This window comes from Variovorax sp. P4_B11 (assembly GCF_056402355.1).
Window position 1 is genome coordinate 95,674 of record NZ_JBFUHO010000017.1, and the last position, 13,576, is coordinate 109,249.

The following is a 13,576-nucleotide window of genomic DNA, read 5'->3' on the forward strand; positions in this document are numbered from 1 at the left end:
AAGTTGATATTGAGAAAGCCGTAACGAACTACTGGCGCACACATCGCGAAACAGCCTCACATGGGCATCACTCTCGGCATGCGCGTGGACACCCTGACGACGCGACGGGAGCCCTTGCTGCGAACGCTGGAAGAGGCGGCTCGCTCTCCTTGCTCCCTGAAAACTGAACTTGTCCGCGGGTCGGGCGTCCGCGCCAGCGATTCCCGCGAAGATCGACTCACTGCGGTGGTCGCTGGCGGTGGAGCAATTGCCACGCCTCGTATCCCAGCAACGCGGAGAGGCATGCGCTGGCGAAGATAGCGACAACGACGAAGTAGTCGAGCGATGCACCGAACGAGGCTTCCTGCGCGACCATTTCACCAAGGTGAGCCATGGCCAGTCGCGGCGCAAGTATCGGATCTTGGGCGCTGGCGTAGTACTGCGTCAGCCGGTCGAGCGTCTGCTGCGCGGTGATGTTCGACGCCGACAGGGTTTCACGGATGCGCGTGTAGTGCAAGCTTCCACGCCATTGCAGGCAAAGCGTGGCCAACGTCATGCCGGCAGCTACGCCGAATTGGGCCAGCATGTTCTTTACCTGGTTGGCGTGCGAGAAGGTGGCGTCGTTGTGCTGAACTCTCTGGAAGGTCTGCATTGCTGTTGTGGCGAGCACCAGGATAACGAAGGCGCTGTTGCAGAACAGCGCGGGCACCGCGCCCGACCACGGGTTTGCCGATTCGCTCAGAGTTGCCAGTTGAGCGCCGCACAGCAAAAGCGCACCGAAGCCGGCGATGTAGTAGCGCGTGGGCCCGGGGTGCCGCGGCAGCAGGCGCGACAGCACGATCCACGTCAGCACGCTGCCGAGCGCCCCCAACGCCAGGAATCGGCCCACGATTTCGAGCGGCACGCCGAGCGCGCGTTGCAACAGTACCGGCAGCATCGCATTGTTGGCGCCGAGCACGATGTAGGCCACAGTGAACATGGCCAGCCCCGCGAGGTAGCGTGTGTGGGCGAGCGCGCGGAAACGGATTAGCGGGTGCGCCGTGCCAAGGTTGTGCAGCAGAACGAAGGCTGCGAGCGCGAGTAGGGAGAGACCAACGCCGACCCACAAGAAGGCGGGATGGTCAAAATGGTCAAAGGTCGACCGCTGCAGCGCATGCAGCAACACGAAGCTGCCAGTGATCAGCGCGATCAGCGCGAGCAGGGTAACGGGCGCCGATTGCGAATTCGCCGCCGGAATGGTGACCAACCTGTCGTCGAGCACGAAGACCGCCAGCACGGCAAGGAGGGCTGCGGGCACGAGCAGCGCAACGAACGAAGCTCGCCAACCGTAAAGCGACAGCGCTTGGGCGCCCAGTAGCGGCCCGGCGACCAGCCCCCATGCGAGCCCGGCCGCGAAAAACCTGATGCCGGTGAAGCGGTGCGGCGACGGTGGAATTTGGTTCACCAGCACGCGCCCGGCCGTCATGAACGATGCGCACCCGAGGGCCATCGTGATGCGGCCGAGTGCGAATACCAGCAGGGTCCCGCTGAAAGCGCAAACCAGCGCGCCTGAGGCGAGCGCCGCGGCCGAGGCTGTCATCAGAGTGCGCCAACCCAGCCGCTCGAGCAACCAGCGGTGGCTGGCGATGATGCCGATGGCCACTACGGCATACGCAGTAGCGACGAGGCTGTATTCCTCCGGGCTGGCGCCGAGGTCGCCCATGGCCGGTGCGGCGCCGAAGGCGACCAGCCCGGTCTGCAGGAAGTCGGTGAAGGGCAGGGCGGCTATGAGAGCGTACAGGCCAAGCCGTGAGCCAGCGGTTGCAGGATCCTCGGCGGTCAATTCCGGAACCTCACGCAGTCAGTGTCTTGCGAAAGCCGATCGACAGCCGGTTCCAGCTGTTGATGGCGTTGATTGCCATGGTCAGGTTGACCTGTTCGGCTTCGCTGAACTGCGCAACCAACGCCTCGTAGGCGGCGTCCGGCACGTGCATGAGCGACACCTGCGTCACAGCCTCGGTCCAAGCCAGAGCGGCGCGTTCGCGCTCGGTGAAGAATGGCGTTTCGTGCCACACGCTGAGCGTGGCCAGACGGCGGTCTGTCTCGCCAGCCTTGCGCAAGTCGGCGGTGTGCAAGTCGACGCAATAGGCACACCCGTTGATCTGCGAGGCGCGGAGCTTCACCAAGTCGATGAGCGTGGGCTCCAGGCCGAGCTTGCCGATGGCGACTTCGAACGCGATCAACGCTTTGAGGGCATCGGGAGAGGCCTTGTAGAAATCGAGGCGGGTTTGCATGGCGGTATCCTTTGTTGGAAGTGGTTCAATGTGGCTCCATGCTAGGAGGGGAGCGCGCCGACGGAGGCAGCCAATCCGGAGCATTCACAGGAGACCAATCCGATGGAGTTGCACGTCGTCATCGAGGGTGGCAAGGACCTGACAGGGCAGCTGTACCGGCAATTGAAGGAAGCCATCCGCGTCGGCCGCCTCGCTGCGGGCGAAAAGTTGCCGCCCTCGCGCCTGTTGGCGGAGCAGTTGGGGCTGTCGCGCAAGACGGTCTCGGAGGCCTACGCCCGACTGACCTTCGACAAGTTGCTGACAGGACGCGTCGGTAGCGGCACGTTCGTCGCCGAAGGGGTGGCGCGCAAGCCGTCAGCGTTATCGCCGTGCCGTCCGTTGGCCGGGGCGGCCATGGCCGAGCACTGGCGGGGGATGAGCACTCCATTGCGGCACCCGGCGCCGGCCGGCAGCTCCCGCTACGAGTTCATCGGCGGCGCGCCAGCGCGCAATCTATTTCCCCATGCGGACTGGCGCCGCTGCGTGCTACATGCGCTGCGCCAGGGCGCTCGCTCGCGCGGGCTATATGGTGACGCCGAAGGGCTGCACGAATTGCGCGACGGCATCGCGCGGCATGCGAGCTTTTCGAGGGGTGTGCGCTGCGCGGCGTCGGACGTCCTGGTAACCAATGGCGCGCAGCAGGCGCTCGACCTGGTCGCGCGAGTGCTGGTCGAGCCCGGCAGCACGGTTGCGATGGAAGAGCCCGGCTACCCGCCGGCGCGGCTACTCTTTAGCGCGCAAGGCGCGAACGTCGTCGGCGTTCCGGTCGACAGCGAGGGCATGGTGGTCGAGTGCATTCCCAACGGCACGCGGCTGATCTACGTGACGCCTGCGCACCAGTTCCCGCTGGGAATGCCGATGAGCGAGCGCCGCCGCAAGGCCCTGCTGGCGCGTGCGGCGGCATTGGGCGCGGTCGTAATCGAGGACGACTATGACAGCGAGTTCCGCTACGAGGGCCGCCCCACTGACTCGCTGCAGCGCATGGACGCACACGGCAGCGTGGCCTTCGTCGGGACTTTCTCAAAAACGCTGTCGCCGGAACTGCGGCTGGGCTACCTTGTCGCACCGCCGGCCGTATTGGAAGCGGTTGGCACGGCAAAGCACCTGGCCGACTGGCACACCTCCACGCCTGCCCAGTGGGCTCTAGCGAAATTCATCACTGACGGCGACTTGCACCGGCACATCAGGCGCTGCCACGCCGCCTACGCGGCGCGGCGCGAGCGAATATTGCGACGGTTCGCGGATGACCTGGCGCCTTGGTTCGAACTGGTTCCCGCCACGGCCGGCATCCACCTAGCGGCGATGTGCCGGCGCGAGTTCGACGTGGACAGGCTGATGGCACTGGCGCGGCGCGTCGACGTGGGACTCTATCCGCTAGCGCCGTTCTTTCATTTCTCGGCGCCGCGCGCCGGGCTGATGCTTGGCTACGGTGCCATTGACGAGGCAGACATCGACCCGGCGCTCGATCGCGTGAGGGACGTGCTCATGCAAATGAATTGAGTGTTCGCGCGGGCATATGCTTTCTAGTGGCGGAGATCTAGGAGGTGGTGGGCTTCGTTGTGGCCCACTGATGAACCATCGTCGTTACCAGCTTCGTCACCATTGTCCGAGTATCCGACCAGTCCATGGTCCTGGTCATGCAAGGAAAGACGATGGTGCCGTGCACGGCTGCGATCAACATATCTGCAGCAAGTCGAGCCGGCATCGGGGGATGAGGTAGCGTCTTGAAGAATTCGTCGACGGTCTCGTAGTAGAGGTCAAGGCTGTCACGAACCACTTCAGACTTGCCGAATGGAACACCTTCAGCCACCGGTGCTGACGCACGAGCGCTAGGCGCCGGGAAGATGATCAAGAACTCTTCCATGTGGCTCAGCCAGTAGTCGGCCGTCCCGATGAATAGTTTCTGGACACGCTTTGCAGGATCACGCGTGCGAGCGATCAGTTGCCGAAGCTCCTCCGTGGCGGCGTGCATGTCGTGCGCGCGGATTTGAAAGAACAGGTCCTGCTGGTGGGCGAAATATTGATAGACCGCTCCCGGCGCGTATCCGGCCTCCGCCGCAATGCGCCTTACCGAAATGCGCGATGGATCTTCTTGTGCGAAGAGTCTTCGGCCCGCGGCGATGAATGCCTCTCTGACCCTAGCCTTGTCCTCAGGGGTGCGCGCGCGACTCAGAACTTCGGTTTTGGGGTGTCGAAAGGGCATGGTGCGGAGCAGCATCTAGTGGGGCGAGCGTCGAAGACGGATAGAAAAGTATAGGCGTGCGCCGGGAAAACCCCCATTTTAAATGAACGCGTTCAGTTAAAATACGAAAATGACCCAAACTACTCCTGCTCCAGTGCGTTCGTGCTGCAGCGGCGGGGCCACGCCAGCGGAACCTGGGCGGACCACACCGATCAGCGGCGCGTTCGACCTGATCGATCACTTTGGCCAGCCGGTCAATGAACGCAGCTATGGCGATCGGCATTTACTTGTCTTCTTCGGCTTCACGCACTGCGCGGTGGTCTGCCCGCGCGAACTCGGCAAGCTCGGTCGTGCCCTCGAGCTGCTGGGCCCGCTGGCATCTCGCGTGCAGCCGCTCTACGTGACCGTCGATCCCGCGCGAGACGGTCCGGCTGCAATGCGACTCTTTCTCTCGCAATACCCCGGAGGATTTGTCGGCCTGACCGGTTCCGCGGAGCAGGTCGAGGCCGCTAAGAGGGCATACCGGATCTTCGCCTCGCCGGTCGAAGACAGAGTTGCGCCCGGCGGCTACGTCGTACCGCACACCGCTTTCACCTACCTCATGGGGCCGGGCGGGCGGTACGAAGCGCACTTTTCAGAGGTTCTCGACGCCGAAGCTGTAGGAGACAGGATCCGACAGCGCTTGGGGTAGGGGCATCATGCTGTGCTGCGCCTTGCTCACGCTGCTTGCGAGTCCGGCTCTGGTGTGGTGGCTCCGTTTGCGCAACAGTTGGAAGTCGGAACGGTCGTTGCTAGGACGTCTGTGTTGCGCCGGCAGCGGCGTTGAACGACAAGGCCGTGCTCGCTTGATCTTTTGCGCACTCGGCCCGCTTGTGGTCCTCTCATTGCTCGTAGGGGGCGCCATGCACCTGGACCATCCGAAAGGCGCGCGCGACATTTGCTCATCACCGGAGGCAGTGAACGCATCCGGCCTTCTGCTGCCGGGGCCATGACCGGGCGCAGGGCCTATACCGAAGAGGATCGGGCCCGGCTCCAGCAGGCATTCATCGACGCTGGCCGGCGCATCCTCGCCGGCAAAGGTGGCGGCGCGATGTCGATGCGTAAGATCGCCGCCGAATCAGGCTATTCGCCGGCTTCGATCTACCAGTACTTCCATGACCAGCGAGCCCTGATCGTTGCGATCCGCGAACTCGACATGAACGCGGCAACGGATGCGATGGAGGAAGCGGCGCGGCATACCACTGACCCGACGCGGTGCGTACGCGATGTCTACCTGGCCGCCGCGCGGTACTGGCTCGAGCATCCCGACCATTTCGACGTCCTGTTCTCCGGCCCGCCGAGCAGGGCGGCGATTCACACCGTCGAGGGGACGCCCTTCGGACGTTCCGCAAGCGTCCTGCGCTCTCTGGCCCTCTACACGCGCGTCGTCGACGAGTTCCTGGCATCACTGCCGGCACGGCCGATCGCGACGTGCCTTGCGGTGGACACGCTCATCGCTGCGGTGCACGGCGTGATCGCGTTTCCGCGCGTCACGCCCAGCATGAGCTGGTCTTCCACCCAAAGCATGGTCGGCTGCGTGATCGACGCGCTGGTGGAGAAGTGGGCTCGTCAGGGGCATGCCCGCGGCGCCGCTGATTGACGCGTTGCAGACGGTTTCGTTGCCTCAAGGGTAAACACTAGTCTTTTATTGAACGCGTTTAATTAAAGTCCAACGAACGCAGCAGGCTGCTTCAACGGTCTGTCTTTTCTCGGCGCCGCACACGCACGCGGCAGTGTTCTGGAGAACTCACTTGGCGAAACTCAACGGCGGTCAGATCCTGATCGATGTGCTTCGGCGCTTCGGCGTCGACACTGCATTCACGCTTCACGGTGGCCACCTCGACGCGGCCTACCAGGCCGCGCGCGATGCGGGCATGCGCGTGGTCGACACGCGGCACGAGCAGGCGGCGGGCTTCGCTGCTTCGGCCTATGCGCGCAGCAGCGGGCGGATCGGCGTTGCGATGATCACGGCAGGCGGCGGCATCACCAACGTGGTGTCGCCGGTGGCCAACGCGCTCGCCGATTGCGTGCCGATGCTGGTCATCGGCGGCGCTCCGGCGCTACAGGACGTGGACTCGCTGCCGGTGAACGGCGGCGTGGACCAGATGGCCGTGATGCGCGCGGTAGCGAAGTGGGCGATCCAGGTGCCGCACATCAACCGCCTCGCCGACTTGCTGGGGCAGGCGATCCGCAAGGCGAGCAGCGGCAAGCCCGGCCCGGTGTATGTCGAGGTGCCCATCGACATCATGTTTGGCCTGCTCGAAGAGACCGAGGTGCGCCATCTCGACGGCGAAGCAGTGCCGACCCGCCCGGCGCCCAATGCGCAGACCGTAGCTCGCATGGTCGAGCTGCTGCGCAGCGCGCAGCGCCCCGTCATCCTGGCGGGTGGTGGCACTCTCTATTCGGGTTGCGCGAAGGAACTGCGCGCATTCGCCGAGCGTTCGGGCATCCCGGTGCTGACCAACGGCAAGTCGCGCGGCGTCCTGCCGACCGACCATCCGCTCTGGGGCCGCGGCTATGCCACGCTCGCACCGGCGCGTGGGCAGGGCCTAGTGCCTGATGTGTTGCTGGTTCTTGGCGCGCGCTTCGGCATTTACACTGGCGGGCGCCGCAAGTCTTTCCTGCCGCCCGAAGCCCGCATCGTGCAAGTCGACATCGAGCCGGGCGACATCGGCCGCATCCGCGAGGTCGATCTCGCCGTGTCCGCGGATTGCGGAGAAACGCTGCGCGCGCTGCTGGAAGCCACCGAAGACCGGCCGCTTCCCGACACCCGGGCCTGGGCCGAGCGCCTGTGCGGCGTGGGCGCGGCGTCGAAGCAGAACTACGCCGCGGCGGCGAAGACCGAGAGCGGCCCAGTGCATCCCTACCGCCTGGCTCTAGCGGTGGCACAGGCGCTGCCGCGCGACGCTGTCGTGTGCCTGGACGGCGGAGAATCGCATTCCTGGATCGACATGACCGCACATAGCGACGCGCCGGGCCGATGGCTCGGTCACGGTTATGTCGGTTCGATGGGCGAGGGCCTGCCGTTGGCAGTCGGAGCCCAGGTGGCAAACCCAGGCCGGCGCGTGGTCTGCTTTACCGGCGACGGGTCGGTGGGTTTCAACTTCGCCGAGTTCGACACCTTCGTGCGGCACCGTTTGCCTGTGGTCGTGGTGATCAACAACGACCAGATGTGGGGCATGTCCGCCCACGGCCAGGACCTGATGTACGGTGAGGGCAAGCGCATGGTGAGCGAGCTCGGGCACACCCGCTACGATCAGGCGGCGGCCGGCTTCGGCTGTCATGCCGAGTTCGTCGAGGACGTGGCCGATCTCGATGCGGCACTCGAACGCGCGCTTGCTTCCAACAAGCCCGCCTGCGTGAACGTCATGACCGATCCGAGCGTGATGCATCCCATCACCCAGCGCTTCGTCGGCCGCATGGCAGAGCAGGCGGCGGACAGGAACTTCGTTCCGTACGCAGACGACCTGGAGGCGTGAGATGAGCCTCTCCAACAGACTTGAAGGGCGCGTCGCGCTCGTCACCGGCGCCGGCTCCGGTATCGGACAGGCAATCTGCCGTCGCCTTGCCGACGAAGGCGCCCGCATCGTCGCGTTGGACCGCGACGAATCAGCGGCGCGCGCGACGGCCGGCGCCATCGGTGGCGACGCATTGGGCGTCGTGGCCGACGTGGCCAGTGTCGATGACATGCACCGCGCCGTTGCGGAGGTCGTCGCGCGCTTCGGCCGTCTCGATATTGCCGTGAACGCGGCCGGTGTCGGCGCTAGCGCCTTGCTGGTGGACACCACGATGGAAAGCTGGCAGCGAGTGATGGACGTCTGCCTGACCGGCGTCTTCGTGTCGTCGCAAGCCCAGGCGCGCCAGATGATCGCGCAGGGCGGGCCCGCCGTGATCGTCAACATCGCATCGACCAATGCGCAGCAGCCCGGCGAGGGCCTTGCGGCCTACTGCGCCGCCAAGGCCGGCGTCGACATGCTGAGCCGCGTCTCGGCGCTGGAACTGGCGGCGCACGGCATTCGCGTCGCCGCAGTTGGACCGGGCCTGACCGACACGCCGATGGTGGCGCGCCTTCTGGCCAATCCCTCGGCGCGCGGTGAGTTCCTCGACAACATTCCGCTCCACCGGCCCGCACGGCCGGATGACATTGCTGCCGCCGTCGCCTTCCTCGCAAGCGACGACGCCGCCTACGTGACCGGGCAGACGCTTTACGTGGACGGAGGCGCATCGATGATGCGGTACCCGAGCCTGGCGTCGCGCCGTCCGAGGGCGACAGCATGAAGGCACTGGTCTATCTGGGGGACGCAAAGGTGCGCCAGCTTGACGTGGCATCGCCACGCCCTTGCGCCGGCGAGGTCATGGTCACGGTGCTGCAGGCTGGCATCTGCGGCACCGACATGTGCATCGTTCGCGACGAGCGGCCCAAGGCGAATGCGCCGATGACGCTGGGCCACGAGTTCGTCGGCCGGCGACTCGATACCGGCGAGCGCGTGATCGTCAACCCGCTGCTGGCCTGTGGCCATTGCCGCGCCTGCGGCGAAGGGCGGGCGCACCTGTGCGAGCGCCGCCAGGTGATCGGCGTGCACCGCAGCGGCGGCTTTGCCGAGACGGTCGCGGTGCCCGAGGGCAACCTGGTGCCGGCCGGCAACACCACCGGCGCACAGGCGGCGATGGCCGACCCGATCGCGACGGCGCTGCACGCGTTTCGGCTCGCACCGCCCGCGCTAGGGCCGGTGGCGGTGTTGGGCGCGGGCTCGATCGGCTTGTCGATGCTCTTCGTGCTCAAGCGCTTCGGCGTGCGCGACATCACGGTGACCGATCTTTCGCCCGAACGCCTCGCCTTCGCCAAGGAAGGCGGAGCCGACCTCACCGCGACGGGAATCGATGGCGTGTACGACGTGGTCTTCGACACCGTCGGATCCGTCGGCACGCGCAAGGACGCGGCGATGAAGATCCGCGCTGGCGGAACCGCCGTGCTGGTCGGTCTGCACAGCGCCGACTTCGCGATGCCGGCCGGTCCGTTGATCGGCGGCGAACGCACGCTGAAGGGCTCCTTCGGATACACGCCGGCCGAGTTCCGCGAAGCCGCGGCCATGCTGCCGGACCTGGACACGGGCTGGGTCCACACCGTGCCCTTCGACGAGGCCGAGGGCTTGTTCACCGCGCTGCTCGAAGGCCGATCGGCCCCGGGCCACATCAAGTTGCAGATGCGTATGGGCGCATGAGCCCGAACCACCAGAACTAGGAGACGAGAACCATGATCAGTCGTCTACTCCGCAGCGCGGCTCTCGCCGCCGCCTGCTTCGCAGCCCTTGGCGCATCGGCCCAGGACGAACCCATCCGGATCGGCGCGGTGCTGTCAGTCACCGGCCCGGTCGGCTTCATCGGTGACCCGCAGCAAAAGACATTGGAGCTGCACGTCAAGCGCCTCAACGACAAGGGCGGGGTGCTGGGCCGGAAGATCGCGCTCACGGTGTACGACGACCAGTCGGACCCGAACAACGCCAACACTTTCGCGAAGCGGCTGGTCGAGTCCGACAAGGTCGACATCCTGCTGGGCGGCACCGTTTCGCCGCCGGCGCTAGCGATGGTTCCGTATTCGGAGCGCGCAGGCGTTCCCTTCATCTCCACGGGCGGCAGCCTGATGCTGGTGGACCCAGTGAAGAAGTGGGTCTTCAAAACCCCGCACTCCGACCGCATGGTGGCCGAGCGCATCCTGCAGGACATGAAGGAGCGCGGCATCACGCGCATCGCACTGCTGTCGGAGACCAGCGGCTTCGGCCAGTCGGGCAAGAAGGAAGTCAACGCCGCGGCCAGCAAGTTCGGCATCACGGTGGTCGGCGAGGAAAGCTACGGGCCCAAGGACACCGACGTCACGCCGCAGTTCACGCGGCTGCGCAATTTGCAGGACACACAGGCGATGCTGATCTTCTGCGGCGCCGGCACCGGCCCGGCGATGGCGGTCAAGAACTACGCGCAGATGGGCATGAAGCTGCCGGTCTACATGCCGCATGCCGCCGTGAACCAGGAGTTCATCAAGCTCGGCGGGCTGGCGGCCGAGGGCGTGCGCATGCCGACCACCGGCTTCGTGGTGCCTGATGCGCTGCCCGATAGCGACCCGCAGAAGAAGCCGTCGCTCGACTACTACCGCACCTACAAGGAGGCCTACAAGACCGACGCCTCGCCGTTTGGCGGCAACGTGGCGGACGCGCTGGCCATCGCGGTCGACGCCATTCAGCGCGCGGGCAGCACCGACCGCGCGAAGGTGCGCGACGCGATCGAAAGCACCAAGGGCCTGGTCGGGCTAAACGGCATCTTCACAATGTCGGCCGCCGACCACAACGGGCTCAAAACCGATTCGCTGCGCATCATCGAGGTGCGCAACGGTCGCTTCGAACTGGTGAAGTAGGCCGCGGCCCATCATGTTCTCCGAACTCTTGCAGTTCCTCTTCTCGGGCCTGACGGTCGGTGCGATCTACGCGCTTGCGGCGCTGGGCTACGCGCTGATCTACAACGCCAGCCATATCGTGAACTTCGCCCAGGGCGAGTTCATCATGCTGGGCGCGATGACCGCGTCCGCGCTGGTGGAAGCCGGCAGCGGTCTGCCGCTGGCGATCTCGCTCGCGATTGCGGTCTCGGTGCTCGCGGGCGTGTGCATGGAGCGCTTCGCCATCCGCCCCGCGCGCGGGGCGCCTCTGGTCACGCTCCTGATCGTCACGCTGGGCGTCGCGCTTGTGATTCGTGGCGCCGTGCAGCTCGCGTTCGGCAAGGGCAACCACACGCTGACCGCGTTTTCCGGCGACGCGCCCATCCGTGTGGCCGGTGCGACGCTGGCTCCGCAGAGCCTGTGGGTGCTCGGTGTGACCTTGCTGGTTGTCGTCGCGCTCGCCTGGTACTTCGGCCGGACCGTTTCAGGTAAGGCCATGCTCGCGACCTCGCACAACCGCCTGGCGGCCGAACTCGTGGGAATCAGTACGGACCGTGTGCTGATGGTGTCGTTCGCGCTGTCAGGCGCGCTTGGCGCGATCGGCGGCGTCATCACGGCGCCAATCACCTTCACGAGCTTCGACGCGGGCGTGGTGCTGGGCCTCAAGGGATTCGCCGCCGCGGCGCTTGGAGGCATCGGCAGCGGCCCGGGTGCCATCGCGGGCGGGCTCGCGCTCGGCGTGATGGAGGCATTGGCGGCCGGCTATGTCTCAGCCGCGTACAAGGACGCGGTCGCCTTCATTCTCATTCTGTTGGTGCTCATGTTCATGCCGCGCGGGCTGTTCGGCGCCAAAGTCACGGAGCGCGTATGAAGCTGCAGTCACGCCACGCCGGTCTTGGCGTCCTCGTCATCGCGCTGTTGGCGTTCCCCTGGCTCGGTCCGGACAGCTTCGCCTACGACATCGCTATCCGAATCGCGATCAATGCGGTCGTCGTAATCGGGCTGAACCTGCTGTTCGGCTATGCCGGGCAGATCAGCCTGGGCCATGCGGCCTTCTTCGGCTTCGGTGCCTACGCCTCGGCCATTCTGACCACGCACTTCGGCTGGCCGCCGCTGGCGGCGCTCGCGGCGGGGGGCGCTGCCACCGGCGTGCTGGCCTTCGCAATCGCACGGCCGATCCTGCGGCTGGTGGGCCACCATCTGGCGATGGCGACCCTCTCGCTGGGGCTCATCGCCACCATCGTCTTCAACAACGAGTCGCGCTGGACGGGCGGCTCCGACGGCATGGCGGTGCCGCCGTTGGCCGCTTTCGGCTTCACGCTCTCGGGCGAGCCTGGGTGGTATGCCCTGACGGCGGTGGTGCTTTTCCTCGCAACCTGGGCGGCCTCCAATCTCGTCGAGTCGCCGGCGGGCCGCGCACTGCAAGCCATTCGCGGCTCGGAGGTCGCTGCTCGAATCGTGGGCATCGACGCGGCGCGTTTCAAGACGCGCGTATTCGTGCTATCTGCCATGGTCGCGAGCGTGATGGGCAGCCTCATGGCCCACTACGTCGGGTTCCTCACACCCGCAGCTGCCGGGCTGACGCGTTCGGTCGAGTTCGTGATGATGGTCGTGCTTGGCGGTACGGCCTCGGTATTCGGTTCGATCGTCGGCGCGGGAGTCATCACCCTGCTGCCCCAGTTCCTGCATGCCTTCGAGTCGTGGGAGACACTGCTGCTGGGGCTAATCCTTACCGCGGCCATGATCTTCATGCGCGCTGGAATCGTGCCTTCGCTGCAAGCGGCCCTCGCCGGCCGGCGTCGTAGCGCGGAGACGAGGAAGCAGACGGAGCCTGGGGGCGCGGGGAAATCCCACGGCGCTGCGGGGAGGCGGGCATGAATGCGTTGACCGTCCATGGCCTGTCGAAGTCTTTTGGCGGCGTAAAGGCGATCCAGGACCTGAGTTTCGATGTCCATCAAGGTACTGTGCACGCCATCATCGGGCCGAACGGGGCCGGCAAGACGACCTTGATCAACCTCGTGACCGGAATCTACACGCCGGACAGAGGCAACGTCGAGCTGTTCGGCCAGAGTGTGGGGGGGGCCGCACCGGAACGTCTTGCGGCGCTGGGGCTCAGCCGGACCTTCCAGAACCTGCAGGTCTGCATGAACATGAGCGCTGTCGACAACGTGATGATCGGAGCTCACCTGTCGCTGGCGTCGAGCCTGCTGGGTGGAATGCTGCGGCCGCCGTCGCTGCGCCGCGCCGACGTCGCCTGCCGCGAACGAGCGCTGGAGCTAATGACGTTCGTCGGCGTCGCGCAATACGCGCGCTCGCAGGCCAGCCAGTTGCCCTACGGCGCGCTCAAGCGACTGGAGATCGCGCGCGCGCTCGCCGCATCGCCCCGGTTACTGCTCATGGACGAGCCGGCCGCCGGGCTCAATCACACCGAGACCGCCGAAATCGAGCAGCTCATCCGACGCATCGCCGAAGGCGGCACGACGGTCGTGCTGGTCGAGCACGACATGAAGCTGATCATGGGCGTATCCGATCGCATCCTGGTGCTCCACTACGGCAAGCGGCTGGCGCTGGGCACCACCGAGGAGGTGCGACGCCATCCCGACGTGATCTCGGCCTACCTGGGGACCGCCGCATGAAGAG

General features: G+C 65.9%; 13 protein-coding genes. 10 read left to right on the forward strand and 3 right to left on the reverse strand.

Annotated features, from left to right (window positions below):
• Window positions 1–217: 217 nt before the first annotated feature.
• Complete coding sequence (locus AC1DYD_RS17230) at window positions 218–1,801, reverse strand: MFS transporter (protein ID WP_478173962.1); 1,584 nt, start codon at window positions 1,799–1,801, stop codon at window positions 218–220.
• 10 nt (window positions 1,802–1,811) lie between these two features.
• Entirely contained in the window at window positions 1,812–2,252 is a 441-nt protein-coding gene (locus tag AC1DYD_RS17235) for a carboxymuconolactone decarboxylase family protein (protein WP_478173963.1), read from the reverse strand.
• A 102-nt stretch (window positions 2,253–2,354) separates the two neighbouring features.
• Here AC1DYD_RS17235 and pdxR point away from each other — a divergent pair, with 102 nt between their 5' ends.
• Window positions 2,355–3,791, forward strand: coding sequence for a MocR-like pyridoxine biosynthesis transcription factor PdxR (gene pdxR / locus AC1DYD_RS17240; RefSeq protein ID WP_478173964.1), 1,437 nt, complete (start codon window positions 2,355–2,357; stop codon window positions 3,789–3,791).
• Between the two features lie 37 nt (window positions 3,792–3,828).
• Here the strand turns inward: pdxR and AC1DYD_RS17245 are convergent, their stop codons facing one another.
• A complete protein-coding gene (locus AC1DYD_RS17245) occupies window positions 3,829–4,509 on the reverse strand; it encodes a TetR/AcrR family transcriptional regulator (protein ID WP_478173965.1) in 681 nt (226 codons plus the stop codon).
• 94 nt (window positions 4,510–4,603) lie between these two features.
• On the opposite strand from AC1DYD_RS17245, the gene AC1DYD_RS17250 reads away from it, so the two are divergent.
• The 9 genes from AC1DYD_RS17250 (at window position 4,604) to AC1DYD_RS17290 (ending at window position 13,572) form a co-directional block, all read left to right on the forward strand.
• Window positions 4,604–5,164: an SCO family protein gene (locus AC1DYD_RS17250; RefSeq protein WP_478173966.1), complete on the forward strand. Its 561-nt coding sequence runs from the start codon at window positions 4,604–4,606 to the stop codon at window positions 5,162–5,164.
• 246 nt (window positions 5,165–5,410) lie between these two features.
• A complete protein-coding gene (locus AC1DYD_RS17255; protein WP_478173967.1) occupies window positions 5,411–6,112 on the forward strand; it encodes a TetR/AcrR family transcriptional regulator in 702 nt (233 codons plus the stop codon).
• Window positions 6,113–6,263: 151 nt separating this feature from the next.
• Window positions 6,264–7,991: a thiamine pyrophosphate-binding protein gene (locus AC1DYD_RS17260; RefSeq protein WP_478173968.1), complete on the forward strand. Its 1,728-nt coding sequence runs from the start codon at window positions 6,264–6,266 to the stop codon at window positions 7,989–7,991.
• Window position 7,992: 1 nt separating this feature from the next.
• Window positions 7,993–8,790 carry an SDR family NAD(P)-dependent oxidoreductase gene (locus AC1DYD_RS17265; protein ID WP_478173969.1) on the forward strand — a complete coding sequence of 266 codons (798 nt, stop codon included), beginning with the start codon at window positions 7,993–7,995 and terminating at the stop codon, window positions 8,788–8,790.
• A complete protein-coding gene (locus tag AC1DYD_RS17270) occupies window positions 8,787–9,734 on the forward strand; it encodes a zinc-dependent alcohol dehydrogenase (protein ID WP_478173970.1) in 948 nt (315 codons plus the stop codon). Before AC1DYD_RS17265 ends, AC1DYD_RS17270 begins: the two co-directional genes overlap by 4 nt.
• Before the next feature lie 32 nt (window positions 9,735–9,766).
• A complete protein-coding gene (locus AC1DYD_RS17275; protein WP_478173971.1) occupies window positions 9,767–10,918 on the forward strand; it encodes an ABC transporter substrate-binding protein in 1,152 nt (383 codons plus the stop codon).
• A 13-nt stretch (window positions 10,919–10,931) separates the two neighbouring features.
• The gene (locus AC1DYD_RS17280) at window positions 10,932–11,807 is read left to right on the forward strand and encodes a branched-chain amino acid ABC transporter permease (RefSeq protein ID WP_478173972.1); all 876 of its coding nucleotides are present in this window, start codon (window positions 10,932–10,934) and stop codon (window positions 11,805–11,807) included.
• Window positions 11,804–12,814 carry a branched-chain amino acid ABC transporter permease gene (locus AC1DYD_RS17285; RefSeq protein ID WP_478173973.1) on the forward strand — a complete coding sequence of 337 codons (1,011 nt, stop codon included), beginning with the start codon at window positions 11,804–11,806 and terminating at the stop codon, window positions 12,812–12,814. The genes AC1DYD_RS17280 and AC1DYD_RS17285 overlap by 4 nt, the downstream gene beginning before the upstream one ends.
• The gene (locus tag AC1DYD_RS17290) at window positions 12,811–13,572 is read left to right on the forward strand and encodes an ABC transporter ATP-binding protein (RefSeq protein WP_478173974.1); all 762 of its coding nucleotides are present in this window, start codon (window positions 12,811–12,813) and stop codon (window positions 13,570–13,572) included. The genes AC1DYD_RS17285 and AC1DYD_RS17290 overlap by 4 nt, the downstream gene beginning before the upstream one ends.
• Window positions 13,573–13,576: the final 4 nt, after the last annotated feature.

Bases quoted from the DNA above. Each gene is read 5' to 3' on its own strand.
- AC1DYD_RS17235 (WP_478173963.1), bottom strand. From the start codon at position 2,252: ATGCAAACCCGCCTCGATTTCTACAAGGCCTCTCCCGATGCCCTCAAA.
- pdxR (WP_478173964.1), top strand. From the start codon at position 2,355: ATGGAGTTGCACGTCGTCATCGAGGGTGGCAAGGACCTGACAGGGCAG.
- AC1DYD_RS17245 (WP_478173965.1), bottom strand. From the start codon at position 4,509: ATGCTGCTCCGCACCATGCCCTTTCGACACCCCAAAACCGAAGTTCTG.
- AC1DYD_RS17250 (WP_478173966.1), top strand. From the start codon at position 4,604: ATGACCCAAACTACTCCTGCTCCAGTGCGTTCGTGCTGCAGCGGCGGG.
- AC1DYD_RS17265 (WP_478173969.1), top strand. From the start codon at position 7,993: ATGAGCCTCTCCAACAGACTTGAAGGGCGCGTCGCGCTCGTCACCGGC.
- AC1DYD_RS17270 (WP_478173970.1), top strand. From the start codon at position 8,787: ATGAAGGCACTGGTCTATCTGGGGGACGCAAAGGTGCGCCAGCTTGAC.
- AC1DYD_RS17275 (WP_478173971.1), top strand. From the start codon at position 9,767: ATGATCAGTCGTCTACTCCGCAGCGCGGCTCTCGCCGCCGCCTGCTTC.
- AC1DYD_RS17280 (WP_478173972.1), top strand. From the start codon at position 10,932: ATGTTCTCCGAACTCTTGCAGTTCCTCTTCTCGGGCCTGACGGTCGGT.
- AC1DYD_RS17285 (WP_478173973.1), top strand. From the start codon at position 11,804: ATGAAGCTGCAGTCACGCCACGCCGGTCTTGGCGTCCTCGTCATCGCG.
- AC1DYD_RS17290 (WP_478173974.1), top strand. From the start codon at position 12,811: ATGAATGCGTTGACCGTCCATGGCCTGTCGAAGTCTTTTGGCGGCGTA.